15 protein-coding genes are annotated in these 14,720 nt (G+C 70.6%); 8 read left to right on the top strand and 7 right to left on the bottom strand.

Annotated features, from left to right (window positions below):
* Positions 1 to 51: 51 nt before the first annotated feature.
* Genes U7230_RS15385 through U7230_RS03700 form a run of 3 tightly spaced genes read left to right on the top strand, consistent with a single transcriptional unit; the run spans position 52 to position 1,813 of the window.
* On the top strand, positions 52 to 429 hold the full coding sequence (locus U7230_RS15385) for an ArsR/SmtB family transcription factor (RefSeq protein ID WP_404980554.1): 378 nt from the start codon (positions 52 to 54) through the stop codon (positions 427 to 429).
* Positions 426 to 1,511 (top strand): permease, encoded by a 1,086-nt coding sequence (locus U7230_RS03705; protein ID WP_324717392.1) that lies wholly within the window; start codon positions 426 to 428, stop codon positions 1,509 to 1,511. The genes U7230_RS15385 and U7230_RS03705 overlap by 4 nt, the downstream gene beginning before the upstream one ends.
* A gap of 53 nt (positions 1,512 to 1,564) precedes the next feature.
* A complete protein-coding gene (locus U7230_RS03700) occupies positions 1,565 to 1,813 on the top strand; it encodes a thioredoxin family protein (RefSeq protein ID WP_324717391.1) in 249 nt (82 codons plus the stop codon).
* Positions 1,814 to 1,882: 69 nt separating this feature from the next.
* Here the strand turns inward: U7230_RS03700 and U7230_RS03695 are convergent, their stop codons facing one another.
* A complete protein-coding gene (locus tag U7230_RS03695) occupies positions 1,883 to 2,797 on the bottom strand; it encodes an MBL fold metallo-hydrolase (RefSeq protein ID WP_324717390.1) in 915 nt (304 codons plus the stop codon).
* Between the two features lie 130 nt (positions 2,798 to 2,927).
* Between U7230_RS03695 and U7230_RS03690 the strand changes: the two genes are divergently transcribed.
* A complete protein-coding gene (locus U7230_RS03690; protein ID WP_324717389.1) occupies positions 2,928 to 3,218 on the top strand; it encodes a DUF3303 domain-containing protein in 291 nt (96 codons plus the stop codon).
* 118 nt (positions 3,219 to 3,336) lie between these two features.
* Here the strand turns inward: U7230_RS03690 and U7230_RS03685 are convergent, their stop codons facing one another.
* The 6 genes from U7230_RS03685 to U7230_RS03660 form a co-directional block, all read right to left on the bottom strand.
* The gene (locus tag U7230_RS03685; protein ID WP_324717388.1) at positions 3,337 to 3,681 is read right to left on the bottom strand and encodes a ubiquitin family protein; all 345 of its coding nucleotides are present in this window, start codon (positions 3,679 to 3,681) and stop codon (positions 3,337 to 3,339) included.
* A 1-nt stretch (position 3,682) separates the two neighbouring features.
* A complete protein-coding gene (locus U7230_RS03680) occupies positions 3,683 to 4,834 on the bottom strand; it encodes a WD40/YVTN/BNR-like repeat-containing protein (RefSeq protein ID WP_324717387.1) in 1,152 nt (383 codons plus the stop codon).
* Positions 4,835 to 5,822: 988 nt separating this feature from the next.
* On the bottom strand, positions 5,823 to 6,932 hold the full coding sequence (locus U7230_RS03675) for an ABC transporter permease (protein ID WP_324717386.1): 1,110 nt from the start codon (positions 6,930 to 6,932) through the stop codon (positions 5,823 to 5,825).
* Positions 6,933 to 6,946: 14 nt separating this feature from the next.
* Complete coding sequence (locus U7230_RS03670) at positions 6,947 to 7,864, bottom strand: ABC transporter ATP-binding protein (RefSeq protein ID WP_324717385.1); 918 nt, start codon at positions 7,862 to 7,864, stop codon at positions 6,947 to 6,949.
* Between the two features lie 162 nt (positions 7,865 to 8,026).
* Positions 8,027 to 9,103, bottom strand: coding sequence for a DUF8744 domain-containing protein (locus tag U7230_RS03665; RefSeq protein WP_324717384.1), 1,077 nt, complete (start codon positions 9,101 to 9,103; stop codon positions 8,027 to 8,029).
* A gap of 186 nt (positions 9,104 to 9,289) precedes the next feature.
* Complete coding sequence (locus U7230_RS03660) at positions 9,290 to 9,736, bottom strand: nucleotidyltransferase domain-containing protein (RefSeq protein ID WP_324717383.1); 447 nt, start codon at positions 9,734 to 9,736, stop codon at positions 9,290 to 9,292.
* 186 nt (positions 9,737 to 9,922) lie between these two features.
* On the opposite strand from U7230_RS03660, the gene U7230_RS03655 reads away from it, so the two are divergent.
* The 4 genes from U7230_RS03655 to U7230_RS03640 are packed head-to-tail and all read left to right on the top strand — an operon-like array spanning position 9,923 to position 14,574.
* Entirely contained in the window at positions 9,923 to 10,759 is an 837-nt protein-coding gene (locus U7230_RS03655) for an SDR family NAD(P)-dependent oxidoreductase (RefSeq protein WP_324717382.1), read from the top strand.
* 9 nt (positions 10,760 to 10,768) lie between these two features.
* On the top strand, positions 10,769 to 11,974 hold the full coding sequence (locus tag U7230_RS03650; RefSeq protein WP_324717381.1) for an S-adenosylmethionine:tRNA ribosyltransferase-isomerase: 1,206 nt from the start codon (positions 10,769 to 10,771) through the stop codon (positions 11,972 to 11,974).
* A gap of 55 nt (positions 11,975 to 12,029) precedes the next feature.
* Positions 12,030 to 13,832, top strand: coding sequence for a sensor histidine kinase (locus tag U7230_RS03645; protein WP_324717380.1), 1,803 nt, complete (start codon positions 12,030 to 12,032; stop codon positions 13,830 to 13,832).
* Positions 13,825 to 14,574 (top strand): response regulator transcription factor, encoded by a 750-nt coding sequence (locus U7230_RS03640; protein ID WP_324717379.1) that lies wholly within the window; start codon positions 13,825 to 13,827, stop codon positions 14,572 to 14,574. The genes U7230_RS03645 and U7230_RS03640 overlap by 8 nt, the downstream gene beginning before the upstream one ends.
* The last annotated feature ends 146 nt before the right edge of the window (positions 14,575 to 14,720 follow it).

The raw sequence follows: 14,720 nt of genomic DNA, 5'->3' as shown, positions 1-14,720 counted from the left end.
GACACCTTGCCCTGGCCGAGGCCCATCGAAAAGCTATATCGTATATTCGCAATGTTGAATAGCTCTTCGCCGCGGAAAGCGGCCCGGCTGCTACGGGCTCTCGGTCACCAAGACCGCCTTCGCATCGTCCTGGAGCTGGCCAGGAGTGAGGCGTGCGTTTGCCACCTGACGGCCACGCTGGGCCTGCGCCAGGCGGCGGTCTCCCAGCATCTTGCGGTGCTCCGGCGGGCCGGGATCGTCAAGGCCCGCCGCGACGGGCTTTACGTGCTCTACCGGCTGGCCAACCCCCGCGTCCCGGCCCTTCTCGATGCCGTAGGGCTGCAGCCTGTGCCCCCGACACCGCCGGGTCCCACTTCGTGCCGGTGCCCGCGGTGCGCGGCGGGTGCTGCGGCAGGTTGGCTCACCACGCAAGGAGATGACCTTGGATGATCGGGCAACTCCTCCTCGCCGGGCTGCGAGCGCTCGAGGAGTACGTCGCGCTGCACGTGCTCACGTGCCTCGTGCCGGCCTTCCTGCTGGCCGGCGCGATGGTGAGCCTGGTGTCGAAAGAGGCGATTGCCGCCTACCTGGGCAGCGCCACCCATCGCCTGCGCTCGTTCGTGGCTTCCGCCATCGGCAGCGTCTTCGTCGCGGCTTGCTCGTGCACCGTCATTCCCGTGGCAAGCGGGCTCTACTACGGTGGCGCCGGGATCGGGGCGGCGTTCATCGTGCTATGGGTGGCGCCGGCCGCCAACGTCCTGGCGCTCTCCTACACGGCTTCCGTGCTCGGGGGTTCGATGGCGGTCGTCCGGCTGGTGGCCGCGATGTCCACCGCTCTCGTGGTAGGGTTCGTGATGACCTGGGCCTTCTGGCGCTCGGAGGCCGCTCGGGCGGCGGGGACGGAGCCGGCTGCCACCCTCGACCCGCCCGGCGAGTCCGCGCCCGCCCCGGGCCTAGGCGCCTTTGCGGACCGGGCCGGCATCGTGCTCATGGCGCTGCTGGCTATCAGCCTCCTGGCTCCTAACTACCTGGTTCGGACGGGGCCGTACTGGGTAAAGGTGTCCGTCTGGGCGGTCCCCATGAGCGCGGCCTTCGCATGGGCTCGGTGGCGCCTGGAGCGAGAGCGATGGAGCGCGTGGCTGCACGAGACGTGGTGGTTCGTGCGCTTGATCGTGCCCACCTTGCTCGCCGGCGTCTTTGCCGTGGGCGTCATCGCGGCCCTGCTTCCGCCGGAGTGGGTGCAGCGCTGGCTGGGCGGGTCGGGATTGGGGGCGTCGTTCGCCGCCACGCTCATCGGGGCCGTGAGCTACTTTGCCACGATGACCGAGGCGCCGTTCGTGGCGCGGCTCATGGAGCTCGGCATGGGTAAAGGGCCGGCGCTCGGGCTTCTGCTCGCCGGGCCGGGGCTCAGCCTACCGAGCATGCTGACCATCGGCCGAGTCTTCGGGGCAAGGAAGGCGACCGTGTACGTGGCGGTCACGGTCGCCCTGGCGACCGCCTGGGCGTGGGCGGCGGGTAACTGGCTGTTTTGACGCGCAAAGGCGCGGCCGGGCAGACCCGGCCTTGACGTCGAAGGGAGCATGGGATGATGCGCGTGGAGATCCTGGGCACCGGGTGCCCCAAGTGCAAAGCAACCGAACAGGTGGTGCGGCAGGCGCTCGCCGGACTCGGCATTCAGGCCGAGGTACTGCACGTGACCGACCCGCTGGAGATCCGGCGGCGCCGGGTGATGTTCACACCGGCAGTGGTCATCGACGGCGAGCTCGTCTCGGCCGGCCACGTCCCCACTGAGGAGCAGGCCAGAGGGTTCGTGCAGCGCAAACTGGCGCGCTAGCCGGCGCTCGCGCAGGCCGCTGCAGGCTTGCCGCTGCCGGAACGGGTGGTGCCAGGGCCCGTGACGCCGTCACTGCCCGGACAGCGCTGGGGCGCTCCCCCGGGCAACCTCGATCACCCGGGTATCGTAGGCGAACGTGATCGACAGCGCCCGTACGTCCTCCCTCTCCTCCAGCCGCCGCAGGGCGTCATAGCTCAAGCCGTCGGGCTCCTCGATGTGGCTGAGGACGACCTTTCCCGCCCCGAGCGCCCGGGCGCAAGCGAGCACCTCGTCGAACGTGGCTTCCTCCTTCAGGAGCGGGTGCTCGGGCGCCATGTTGCGCTCTCCCGTGAACGGGTCGACGTCGAAGATGCCCGCCGGCAGCACCGCCAGGTCGACTCCCCGGACGGCCTCGGGGGGCCTCCACCCGTGGAGCTCGTCCATGGCCACGAAAAGCCGTCCGGTCTGCCTCGCCGGGCCAGGCACGGCGACCTCGAGCGGGCCTTCGATCAGGAAGGCGTAGGTACGCTCCATGGCAAGCGGCACGGCCACGATGGCGTAGCCGTTCACGTCGTAGGGGCGCCAGGGATCCATGGCGTGCAGGTTGATCCATCGCTCCGCCAGGAATTCGAAGTGCCCCATCAGCCCGAAGCGGCGGAAGTCCTCGAGCACCCCCTGGGGCACGTACACGTCTGTGCGCCGGTGCCGCGTCGGTAAACGTCGCTGGTCCGCGTTGAGGGTTTCCCACACCCGCCGGCCCATCGTGTGGTCGGGGTGCCAGTGGGAGTAGAGCCCGGCGCGTATGGCCGGCAGCCGGGCTCGGTCGAGCTGCATGTAGATGTCTTCCGACGTGTCGATGAGCACGCCGGGCCCGTGGACGAAGATCCCCGGGCCGCTGCGGGCGTAAGGGACCCCGCGCTCTCTCGCCTGGGTGCACACGGAGCAGCTGCACCCGGGCCTGGGCGTCCGGAAAGCCCCGCCGCTCCCCAAGATCTCTACCTTCATGCCCGCCTCACCTTCCACCTGCCCTGTCTTCCGTCCGCACGGGCCGGAGCGTCGTGCCTTTGCCGCGCCGCGTTGGGACCGATTATACTGTCGGCATACTGTCGGCACCATGTTCACGGAGGTGGGTTCCATGGCCCTCTTCGTCGTGCGTCACCAGCACCCGCCCGAGAGTTGCCCCGCCAGGGATCCGCGGATGGGGATGATGCTCCTGCGCCACCTGAGCGAAGCGAATGCCCGGCAGCACGGCATCACGCTCCATGGAGAAGGGGTGGTCGACGGGCAGCATACCCTTTACCTCATCGTCGAGGCGGACGGGCGGGAGAAGGTCGAGGCGTTCATGCAGCCGTTCGCCCAGGCCGGCAGTGTCGAGGTGTGGCCCGCCTCCCGCTGCGAAACCGTGGTGAGCCGCCAGGGCTGCTGACGGGCCGAGTGCCATCCGCCGGTCCTCCGGATCCTCGAAGGACCCGAACGACGTTATGCCGTCGGGTTCGGTTGGCCGCTCCCGATCCCTTCCCGGCCTCTCCGCGCCGTTGTCCCGCCTACCCCCCGGCGATGGCCCCAACGACCCGCAGGGGCTCCTCTCCCAAGCCAACCTCAGGGGGAAGGGTGGCGTCGAGACCTGCCGGTGTGAGGTCTATCGAGGCGGCGAAGGCCCGCAGGTAGGGCCGCAGCCGGGCCGGGGCTCCGGCGCGAATCTCCATGAGGGTGCCGCGCAGCGCCGGGTGGGCCCGCTCGAGCTCTTCGAGCACGGTCCCGAGGGTAGGCTCCGGGACGCCGGGGGTGAGCTCCGAGACGGGGACCTCGACCACGCGCCCCTGAAGCCCGGCCAGGCGGCACAGGTGTCCCGGGAGGATGACCCGGATCTTGCCGGGCAGTGGGTCCACCTCATTGCGCCCCCACGGTGTGCGCCTCGACCGAAAGGATGCGAGGCAGGTGCAGCGCGACGGCCTCCCACGAGTCGCCTTCGTCGGCGCTGGCGTAGACCTCCCCGGTCGTCGTGCCGAAGTAGAGGCCGCAAGGATACAGCGTGTCCACTGCCATCGCGCCACGCAGCACGTTGCCGTAGAAATGCCGGCCGGGCAGCCCGTCCGAGAGCGGCTCCCACGTGCCGCCGCCATCCCGGCTGCGCCACACTCGAAGCGCTCCGTCGACCGGGAAATGCCGCTCGTCGTCTTTCATGGGTACCACGTAGACGGTGTCCGGGTCATGAGCGTGCACGGCAATCGGAAATCCGAAGGGAGACGGCAGACCCTCGGAGACGTTACGCCAGCTCTCCCCGGCGTCGTCGCTCCGGTAGACGCCGGAGTGAGCCTGGATGTAGACGACCTCCGGGCGGGCCGGGTGCAGCACCAGTGAGTGCACGCAGTAGCCCGCCTCGGGTTGCGAATCGGCGGTATGCGAGGCGTAAAGGCCCCGGTTGGCCGGTCTCCAGGTCGCACCTCCATCGTCCGACCGGAAGACCCCGGCCGCCGAGATGGCGACCAACATCCGGCCAGGACGGGTAGGGTCGAAGCCGAGCGTATGCAGGCAAAGGCCGCCGGCGCCTGGCTCCCAGGCCTCGTGGGTCGGGTGGTGGCGCAGGGCCGCGAGCTCACGCCACGTCCGGCCGCCATCCTCGGAACGAAACAGCGCCGCATCTTCAGCGCCTGCGAAGAGCACCCCCGGGCCTCCCGTGGGAGCGTTCCCGTCCCCGCTTGCGGAAGGTGGCGAGGCAAACCGCCAGACCCGGCGGAACTGCCACGGCTGCGTGGCGCCGCCCAGGCTCTTGTACGCGGCAATGGGGGGCTCCAGCCGGAACTCGCCTCCCGCCACCTGCCACGTCCGGCCCCCGTCCCCGCTCGTCTGGATCACGTTGCCGTACCAGGGCGTCCACAACGACGCCCACAGGCGGTCGGGGTCGCCTGGCAAGGCGTAGAGATGGTACACCTCCCACCCCTCGAACAGCGGCCCGGCTACGTCCCATCGCCGCCGGGACGCGTCCGAAGTGAAGAGAAAACCTCCCTTGCTGGTGCCCACCAGGAGCCGAATCTGGGCCACGCCGGAGCCCCCCTTCTTCAAACCAAGGGTATCCGAAGGCGCCGGTAGCTCGCTTCACTGTCTCCACGGCCTGCCGGTGCTCGGACGCCCGGCGCTGCTGCTCGGCGCTCCGGTCATTGGGCACGGGCGCATCCCCCCGGCACTTCCCTTGGAACGTTCGTCCGGCCCGGTTTGCACTACGACGGCAATGCGAAGTCTCCTGCGTGACCCGTCCACGACCGCCCCGCAAGGCGTCCCGGCTCGACCAGGTCGCCGAGGACCATGGTCGCCCGAAGCCCGTCCTGCAAGGCTCTGCTCTCGCTGAAGGGTCGGCGACGAAGGCGCCGAAGGTCCCTGCCCGTCCGAGACGTTTCGACGTCTGAGCTGCGTGACGGAGGTTGGACCATGCCTGGCAAGTTGGGGCGCAACCCGGGAGGAGTACCGGTGCTGGGGTGCTGCGCCGGCATCCTGTTGGTCCTGAGCCCGGTGGCCGCTACGCCCTCTTTCGCCGCCAGCCCGCCGCCGGGCGACGTCGCCCTGGTAGCGCTGCTCGACTTCGTGCCCTCCACCCGCTTGGTCGTCCGCGGCACCGACGGGCGCGTCAGTGCGGCCATCGAACCCACCGACCCCAAGGGGAAGGTACGGCTGGCGCCGCCGGGAAGTGTCCAGATCCGCTTCTTGCAGCCGGCCCAGGACAAGCCGGTGCCGGCCGGCTCGGTTTGGGTCATCCTGGGCTTTCGGAGCGACCGCCCCGTGCGGTCCGTGCGCCTGTACTGGGGGCCGTGGGGCGGCCCAGGGTCGGCGACGGAGATGGAGGTGGCCGGCCCCACGCAGCAGGAAGGGAGCGCCTGGGCGGAGCTCGAGGTGCCGGCCGGCCGCTGGGTGGCGGCGGCGGTGGTGCAGACGGCCGACGGGTACCTGGCGGCGGCGGCCGCGTCGTATCAGGTCGTGGGCGACGTGAGCCTGGCGCCCGGGCTGCGACGGCTCAGCCAGCGGCTCGACGGGCCTGTCACTCCCACCGGAACCGCCAGGCGGCCATGGCGAGAGCTACCGCTCCCCACGCCGCCAGGTAGGCAAGCCCTCCTGCATACGGGGCCAGGCTCGCCCCCTCCGTGGCGACCGCCCGCATGCTGTCGATCAGCGGCGTGAGCGGCAGTACTCCCACGATGGGCTGCATGAACGCCGGCATGATGTCCTTCGGCCAGAAGGTGCCCGAGAGGAACATCATGGGGAAGTTGAGCAGGCTTCCGAGGATGTTGGCCGACTCCGCGGTGGGGGCCAGCGTGGAGATGGCCAGACCCACGGACAAGAACGCCATGGACCCCAGGGCGGCCAGCAAGAAGAGCAGCCATACGCTCCCGACGACCTTCGCCCCGAACCCGTACACGCCGACGGCGAAGATGAGCGCAGACTGCAGCAGCGTCACCAGCGTGAACCGGGTCAACAACCCTCCCAGGAATCCCATGGGGTGAAAGGGGGTGGCCAGTACCCGTTTGAGGACTCTTCGCTCCCGGTAGTCGGCGATGGACCAGCTCACGCCCATGAGCCCCGTCTGCATGATGCTCATGGCCATGACACCCGGCAGCAGGAAGTCGAACATGCGAAACTGCCGCCCCGACACCGAGTGCGTCGACACGGAAAAGAGCCGGGGAGCACCGGTCATGGCCTGCTCGATCCGCCGCAGCACCTCCTGTACCACCGCCATGGCGGCCTGCCCCGTCTGCTCGTGCGCCTCGTCGAAGTAGAGGTCGACCCTGAGAAGCCGCCCAGCGCCCGCCGTCCCATCCGGCGTCGCCGGGGCTACCTCCACCACCAGGGTCCGGTTGCCCTTGCGCAGGGCAGCCAGGGCCTGCGCCCGGGGTTCATCCACGACTTTGAGGACCGGAACGGCGCCCAGCGCCTGCCGGATGACCGGTTCCAGCGAACCTGGAACATTGCCCGCCCCCGGGGCCGCCGGCCCGACGAACGCCACCGTGAAGGTCATCGACTCGGGCCGCCCGAACGCGCTACCGAGGAGTCCCATCAACATGAGAGGCAGGATCACGCCCCAGAAAGCGGACGACCGGTCCCGCCACCACACCCGGAAGCTCATGGCTGCGACCGCAAGAAAGCCTCGCATGGTACGCCCGCCCTTCAATCCCGCAACCTGCGCCCGGTGAGCTGCAGGAAAACGTCCTCCAGAGTGCCCCGGTCGACCCGGAGGCTGCCCAGGTCCAGCTGGCCGTCCGATGCAATCGAGACCAGGTGTTGCAGCACGAGCGAGGCCTGCCGGGTGACCAGAACCACCGTCCCGTTCTCGCCCTTCTCCACGCGGCTGACGCCCGGCAGCGACTCGACGGCGGCGCTGCCCGCCCGCGGCTCGAGGGCGATGTGAATGCGGTCTTCCGGCACGAACCGGCCGATGAGTTCATCGGGAGTGCCGGCGGCCAGCAACCGCCCGTGATCCATGATGGCCACCCGATCGCACAGCGCCTCGGCCTCTTCCATGTAGTGGGTGGTGAGCACCACCGTACGCCCCCGGTTGCGGATCTCCCGGATCACCTCCCACAGCGCCCGCCGGGCCTGTGGGTCGAGGCCCGTGGTCGGTTCATCGAGGAAGAGGATCTGCGGGTCGCCCACCAGGGCGCACGCGATGGAGAGTCGCTGGCGCTGCCCTCCCGACAGATCCCGCACCAGAGCCCGGCGCTTTTCCTGGAGGCTCAGCTCTTCGAGCACGCTCTCCACCGGGCGGGGATGGGGATGGAAGCTGGCAAACAGGCCCACCGTCTCCTGCACGGTGAGCAAGTTGAAGAACCCGGCGTCCTGCAATTGGACCCCGATACGCGCCTTCACCTGCCGCGGGTGGCGACGCACGTCGACGCCCGCCACCTCCACCCTCCCCGCGTCCGCCGTGCGCAGGCCCTCCAGGATTTCGAGCGTCGTGGTCTTGCCAGCGCCGTTGGGCCCGAGTAGCGCGAAGATCTCCCCCTCCTCGACCATGAAGCTGGCGCCGTCGACGGCCACCAGATCCTGATACCGCTTGACGAGCCCTTCCACCACGATAGCGGCCATCTCGCACCACCTTTTCCTCGAGGCTCGCCACTCGCCCGCAGCCAGCCGTAGCTGATCCGTCGTTTCCACTCGTTGCCAATCATTCCGGCGCACCGGCCGGGTGTCAAGGCCGCGGGGAACGCAGGTTCGACTGAGCCGGCGTCATGTCCTCTGCTTCGTCCTCTACTTCTGGGAAGAGAGGCGCCCCGCCGTCCGTGCCGTCAGGGCCAGCACCGCCAGGAAGCCGAGCACTGCCACCACGTTGGCAATCCCGCTCCAGAGGCGGAGCGGCATCCAGAGCAGCAGGTCACCCGCGATGCGGCTGACGAGGGAGGCGTGCAGCAGCACGAGCGGAGCGTACAAGCGGCGGGAGTACGGCACGGGGACACCGAGAAGCGCCGGCACGATGACGGGCGCGTGCCCGAAGATCATGGACATCACGAACCCCAGGAAGACCGCGTGCAGCATGGCGTCGTAGTAGACCCCGCCACCCCAGACGCCGGGCCCGAGCACCCAGGCGACGCCCCCGGCGATGAGCCAGAAGTACCCGGGCAGCAAGCACCAGGCGATGTAGCGGCTCAAGCCGGGAAGCCGGACGGTGCGCCACGCGATGTCGTACCGCACGAGCCATGCGCCGAGCCCGGCCAGCCCGGCCCCCGTGACGGCAATCCCCGCGGGGGCGGTCGCCAGGGAGATGACAGGGCCCAGGGCGACCGCCCCGGAAGCCGCGAAAAACGCGAGTTCGGCGAGCGCAGCGCGCGTGCGGATGCGCGCAAGCTCGAGGCGTTCGCCGGCGATGGTGAGCACCAGGAACGCCGACCACCATACCACGACCAGGGGCATGGCAACGCCGGCGCCCCATGCCACGTTGCCGCCCAGCCACATGGCGGCGGCGAGGGCCAGGACGGCGTTGGGCCGGTTGGGCCGGATCCGGTAGATGGCCCCGAAGGCGGCGACGAGCGTGGTGGCGGCCGCCGAGAAGACGGCGGCCGCCACCAGGTCGGGCAGCCCGGCCAGGAGCATCACCGAGCCGGCCGCCCCGAACGCCGGGGCCACATACGCCCAGCTCTTGCCGAGCCCCACCGCCCGCTCCAGGCTGATGAGGGTGCCGAGGAACGCGCTCACCATGAGGGGGCCGTGCCGGGCGACCAGGGCCGGCGACAGGGCGGGGAGCACCCACCCCATGCGAACGAGCCCCACCAGGCCCGCCACCACCAGGGCCAGCCCCGCCGCGGCCATGAACGGCACTCGGGCCGCCAACCGCGCGCCTCTCACGCCGGCCGCCGAACTCACGAGCCGGCCCCCGCTCGGTCGCCTGCCGCCTTGCCGATTCGCACCCGCCATACCTGCGGGCCCTGCTCGCACTATGGATTCGCGCCCGGTTCCCGGGAGGCCATCGCCGCCTTCACGGCCCGAAGCACATTGTCCGCACGGCGTATGGCGTCGTCAGCATCCTCGGCCCCGAATGCTTCGTGCGGGTTTTCGTCCGGGAGCGCGTCGGGGTAGCGGGTGGGGATGTAGCTGAGCCAACGCTCGGCCTCGCGGCGATTCTGATCCATGTCGGCAGTCGTAGAGGACCCTGCCTTCCCTGAGGATCGTGGCGATGAAATCGCGTCCCTCGCGTGCCAGGCGCTCGAATTCGTGTTCCGTGTACACAATGGGCTCTACCGGTACCTCGGTATCGAGGACGGCCAGAACATCGTCGATTCGCTTCAGAAACGGCCGGTCTGTCTGCTTGATGATCAGGAGGTCGATGTCACTGTCCTCGTGGACGTCTCCTCGGGCAAGGGAGCCGAAGAGGATGATGCGTGCCGGCCGGTACCGGGACGCAATCTGCTGGACAGCCTTCTGAAGCGATCGCTCGAGCCGGTCTCTCCAGGGCTGCTCGCTCACCTGACTTTCTCCCCTCGGCCCGGGGGCAGTATAGCCGAGCCCCTCGATTTCGTCTACTCCTGTCGAGGTGCCCACCCATCATCCGAAGGTCGTAAACCGATTCATCCCGGCGCCGGAAGACCCCACCGGGTGCCCCGGGCGATCCTGCAGCAGGCATCGTTCGATGCAACGGATGTCGGTCGCTCGATGAGCCGGACATCGCTCGATGCCATCGACATTGCCGATCGGACGGGAGCGTGGGGTTGCATGACCTTCTTTGCCTCATCATCCGCAGCGTCTCCGCAGGAGACGCCGGCACGGGTGGCGCTCGTCACCGGCGCGAGCCAGGGGTTGGGGCTCGCGCTGACCCGGGAACTCGCCTGCCGGGGGTGGGTCGTCGCCATGGCGGCTCGTCATGAGGAGCAGCTGCTCGCCGCAGTCGCCCAACTCGAGCAGGAATGCCCCGGTGCCCGGCTCCTCGCCCGGCGGGCCGACGTCTCGGTCGAAGCCGACCGGGCCGCCCTCGTCGATGCGGTCGCCCGCCGCTGGGGCCGTCTCGACCTCCTCGTCCACAACGCATCGGCCCTGGGGCCGGTGCCCCTTCCCTCGCTCTTGGAGGTGCCGTTCGAGGCTTTCGAACCCGTCTTCCGCACCAACGTGCTGGCGCCGGTACGCCTGATCCAGCTGGCCTGGCCCCTGCTCGAGGCGGCGCCCCGGGCGCTCGTGGTCAGCGTCACGTCGGACGCGGCCCTCGAAGGATACCCCGGGTGGGGGGTCTACGGCGCCAGCAAAGCGGCTCTCGAACTCGTGACCCGCACCTTCGCGCACGAACTGGCCGGGCGCTCGGTCCGGTTCGTCGCCGTGGATCCGGGCGACATGGACACCGCCATGCACCGGGCGGCCGTTCCCGATGCGGATCCGTCGGCCCTGGCCGACCCGCGCCGGGTCGCCCGCAAGATGGCGGATCTGGCGGAGTCCCTGCTGGACCCGTCCGCCCCGCCGCCCGGGCCATCCGTCCCGCTTCGTGTCACGCTCGGGGGGTGAACAGGTACCATGTTGCCCTACCCCGATTTGCGGCTGGCCCAGGAGATCATGGCCGAACGCAGGCGCCAGGCGGAACTGGACGGATGGATACGCAAGCTCCGTACGGCCCGTACGAACGGCGCCACCCGGCCCGGAGAGGCACCGCCTCCGCTCCCCCCAGCCCTCTCGGGCCTCGTCCTCCCGGACGGGACCGTGGCGGCTGCCCCGCCCGAAGCCGAGGGCCGCGAGCGCGAGGACGTGCGCCTGCTGGTGGTGCAAAGAGCCAGGCGGCGCTTCGAACACCATCGCTTCACCGAGCTGCCCGCGCTGCTCCGGCCGGGCGACCTGGTGGTCTTCAACGCATCCCAGACCCTCCCCGCCTCCGTCCCCGTGCGCCGGCCGACGGACGGCAGCCGCGTGCGCCTTCACTTCTCCACGTGCCTCGACGCATCCCGGGAACGCTGGGTCGTCGAAGTCCGCGCCGCCGAGGGCACCCGGCCGCTCGATGACGCCGTCCGTCCCGCCGAACGCTTCGAGGCCCCCGACGGCACCATCGTGGAGCTGCTGCACCGGTACCGAGGGTTCGCACGGCTCTGGGAGGCGGAGGTCCACGGCCGTGCCATGGAGCTGATGAACCGCTTCGGCGAGCCCGTTCGCTACGGCTACGTGGAGGCGCCGTGGCCTCTCAGCGCCTACCAGACGGCCGTCGGGGAGGTGCCGGGCTCGGCCGAGATGCCCTCTGCGGCACGCCCTTTCACGCACCGGATCCTGTGGGAACTGCGCCGGAGGGGGGTGGAGCTGGCCAAAGTGCTGCTCCACACGGGACTCTCGAGCCACGAACTGCGCTCCGGCCAGGCGGGCCCGGGAGCGGTCTATCCGGAGTGGTACGAGATCCCGGCGAGCAGCGCCGTCCAGATCGACCGGGCTCTGCGGCAACGCCGGCGCGTGGTGGCCGTGGGCACGACGGTGGTACGGGCGCTGGAGAGCGCCGCCCGCGCCAGGTGGGGCCGGGTGCGGGTGGAGGCCACCAGCGGCTGGACCGAGCTCTTCATCGGGCCGGGTTACCTCCCGCGCGTGGTCGGGGCCGTGGTCACGGGACTGCACGCCCCCCAGACCACTCACCTGGCCATGATGGCGGCGCTGGCGGATCCGGAGCTCCTCCGCGCGGCCTACGTGGATGCGATGGCTCGCGGGTACCGCTGGCACGAGTTCGGCGATCTTTGCCTCATCGAGTGAGGCGGTACGGTATGATACCAGCGTGGCAACCGGGCAAAGAAGGCCTGGGCAGACGATGGACGGGCCGGGCGCCGTGAGCGGGGATCTGCATGCCCTGGAGGTGCTCGACCGGATCGCCAGGCTCCTCAACTCCCGCGCCGATGTCGAGGCGGCGCTCGACGAGGTGCTGGCCCTGGTGGTACGCCTGTTGAGGCTGCGCACCGCCTGGCTCTTCTTGTCCGCGCCGCACGGCAGGCGCCTGGGGGTGACCGCTGCCCACGCCCTCCCTCCGGCGCTCTCGGCCGGCGAGTGGCGTCCCCTTCGCCGGGGCCTGTGCGAGTGTTTCCGGCAGTTCTACGACGGAAAGCTGCGTGAGGCCGTCAACATCGTCCAGTGCAGCCGGCTGGACGAGGCCCGGGGCGACCGCCAGGGGCTCGTGTACCATGCGAGCGTTCCCCTCAAGGGCACCTCGGGCACCCTGGGCATCCTCAACGTGGCCTCGCCCGGGCGGGCGCTCTTCGACCCGGCCGCGCTCCACCTGCTGACGGCGGCCGGCGAGCACCTCGGCACCGCGCTCGAGCGCTCGCGGCTGTTCGTCCGGGAGCGCCAGCGGGCACGCCTCTTCGAGGCGGTCGAACGGGTCAGCCGGGCGCTGGCCGCCGGCTCGCCGGCAGCGGCCGGGGCGGGAGCCGCGGACGATGCCGAGAACGCCCTCGCAGAAGTGGCCGGCCGGTTCGCCGAGGCATGCGTGGACGCCCTGGGAGTGGACGCGGTGAGCGTAGCGCTCGGCGAGGAGGAGCTGCGCCTGGCGGCGGCGGCGACGGCGCGGGGCTGCCCGGGGAGCAGGCCGGGCAGCCCCGAGGCGCAGGGCCACACGCTTGCATGGCGGGCGGGCGTCGAGGTTCCCGGGCGGAGCTTGCTGGGGTTGGCGTGGCGCTTCGGGAAGCTGCACCTCGGGTCGGCGGCCGGCTCCCGGCGCCGCCGCCTTTCCGTGGGGGTGCTCGACACTCCCGGGAGCTGGGCCGCCGTCCCCGTGCGGGTGGGCTCGCGCCGCGTGGGCGCCATCCTCATCGAGCGTTGGGCGGCGGTCCCGTGGCCCGAGGCTGCCGAGGAGGCGCTGCGCGCCCTGGGCGCTCACCTCGCCCTCGCCCTGGAAAGCTGCCGGCTGCGGATCCGGGCTCGAGAACTGGCCCGGCAGGAGGAACGCCACCGGATGGCGCGGCAGCTGCACGATGCCGTCAGCCAGGAGCTCTTCTCCCTCACCATGGTGCTGGCCGCCGCCCGTCACGCCGCTCGAGGCGGCGACCCCGGCCGGCTGCAGGAGGCTCTCGGGCAGGGAGAAGTGCGGGCCCGGGCGGCGCTCGAGGAGATGCGCCGCCTGGTTCACGAGCTGCGGCCCCGGCCCGGTCGCCACCGCACCGTCGCCGACCTCGCGGCGGCTCTGGGGGAGTTCGTACGCTATCATCCCCTGGCCCGGGGAGACCGGGTGCAGGTGCGCGTGGAAGGGCCGAGGCGCCCGGTTGGCGGGACCACCCGTCTGAGCGCCGAGCAGTTCGAGACGATGTGGATGGTGGGCCGGGAGGCGGTGCATAACGCGCTGCGCCACGCCGGCGCACGTACGGTTTGCGTCCGCCTCGGGCTGCCCGACGGCGGGCTTCGCATCACCGTGGCTGACGACGGCGCCGGGTTCGACGTGGCCTCCGTCCACTCCCATGGGACGGGGCACGGGCTTTCCATCATGGCCGAGCGGTGCGCGCTGGCAGGGGGCTGGCTGCGCCTGAAGTCGAAGCCCGGCCGCGGCACCGTTGCCGTGGCGTGGGTACCTCTCCGGCACCAACCCGCTGCCCCGTTCCGGGAGCCGGTGGAAGCCGGTGGCTGAAAGCCACGCGCCGGGGCGGCGCATCCGGGTGTTGCTCGCAGACGACCACGGCGTCGTGAGAACGGGCATTCAAATGTACCTGGCCACCCACCCGCAGATCGAGGTGGTCGGAGAGGCGGCCACCGCTCAGGAGACCGTCTCCCTTGCCCTCAAGTACCTGCCCGACGTCGTGTTGGTCGACCTCGTGATGCCCTTGGGTACGGCTCCCGTACCGTCATCACGGAGCCTAGATGAGGCACCCGGGCCGGCGTGGGGCACCCACGGCATCGAGGCCATCCGGCGCTTGAAACGGGAACTCCCCTCCGTGCGGTGCCTCGCCCTGACCAGCTTCTCGGACGAGGACAAGCTCCTTCCCGCGCTCGAGGCGGGGGCCGCCGGCTACCTCCTCAAGGACGTGAGCCCCGACGAACTCGCCCGGGCCATCCTGGCCGTGGCGGCCGGAGACATCTATCTCAGCAGCACGGTGGCGGGTACCGTGGTGCGGCAGCTGACCCGGCCGAAGACGCCCTCGCCCCTCGACCGTCTCACCCCCCGAGAACGGGACGTGCTGCGCTGTCTCGCCGAAGGGCAAAGCAACGCCGAGATCGCCGGGAAGCTGGTCATCTCGGAGGCGACGGTCAAGTCCCACGTCACCCGCATCCTGCGCAAGCTCGGCGTCGCCGACCGCACCCAGGCCGCCCTCCTGGCCGCTCGGGAAGGGCTGGGAGCAATGGGACCGGTGCGGCCCGCCCGAGGTCGCTGACCACGAGAGCTCCTCTCCCGGCCTGGCCGCATGCATCCGTCGGGAAGGAGAGCTCATCCACGGGAATCCTTGAGAACGGCGGCGGCCGATACGAACGGAGCACCTGGTGAGGGAGCTGCCCCGCATCCGCCAGGAGCTCGAGCAGG

Source organism: Limnochorda sp. L945t (assembly GCF_035593305.1).
Lineage (GTDB): Bacteria > Bacillota > Limnochordia > Limnochordales > Geochordaceae > Carboxydichorda > Carboxydichorda subterranea.
Note: the sequence above shows the minus strand (reverse complement) of the source record. Positions and strands in the feature narration are given on the sequence as shown.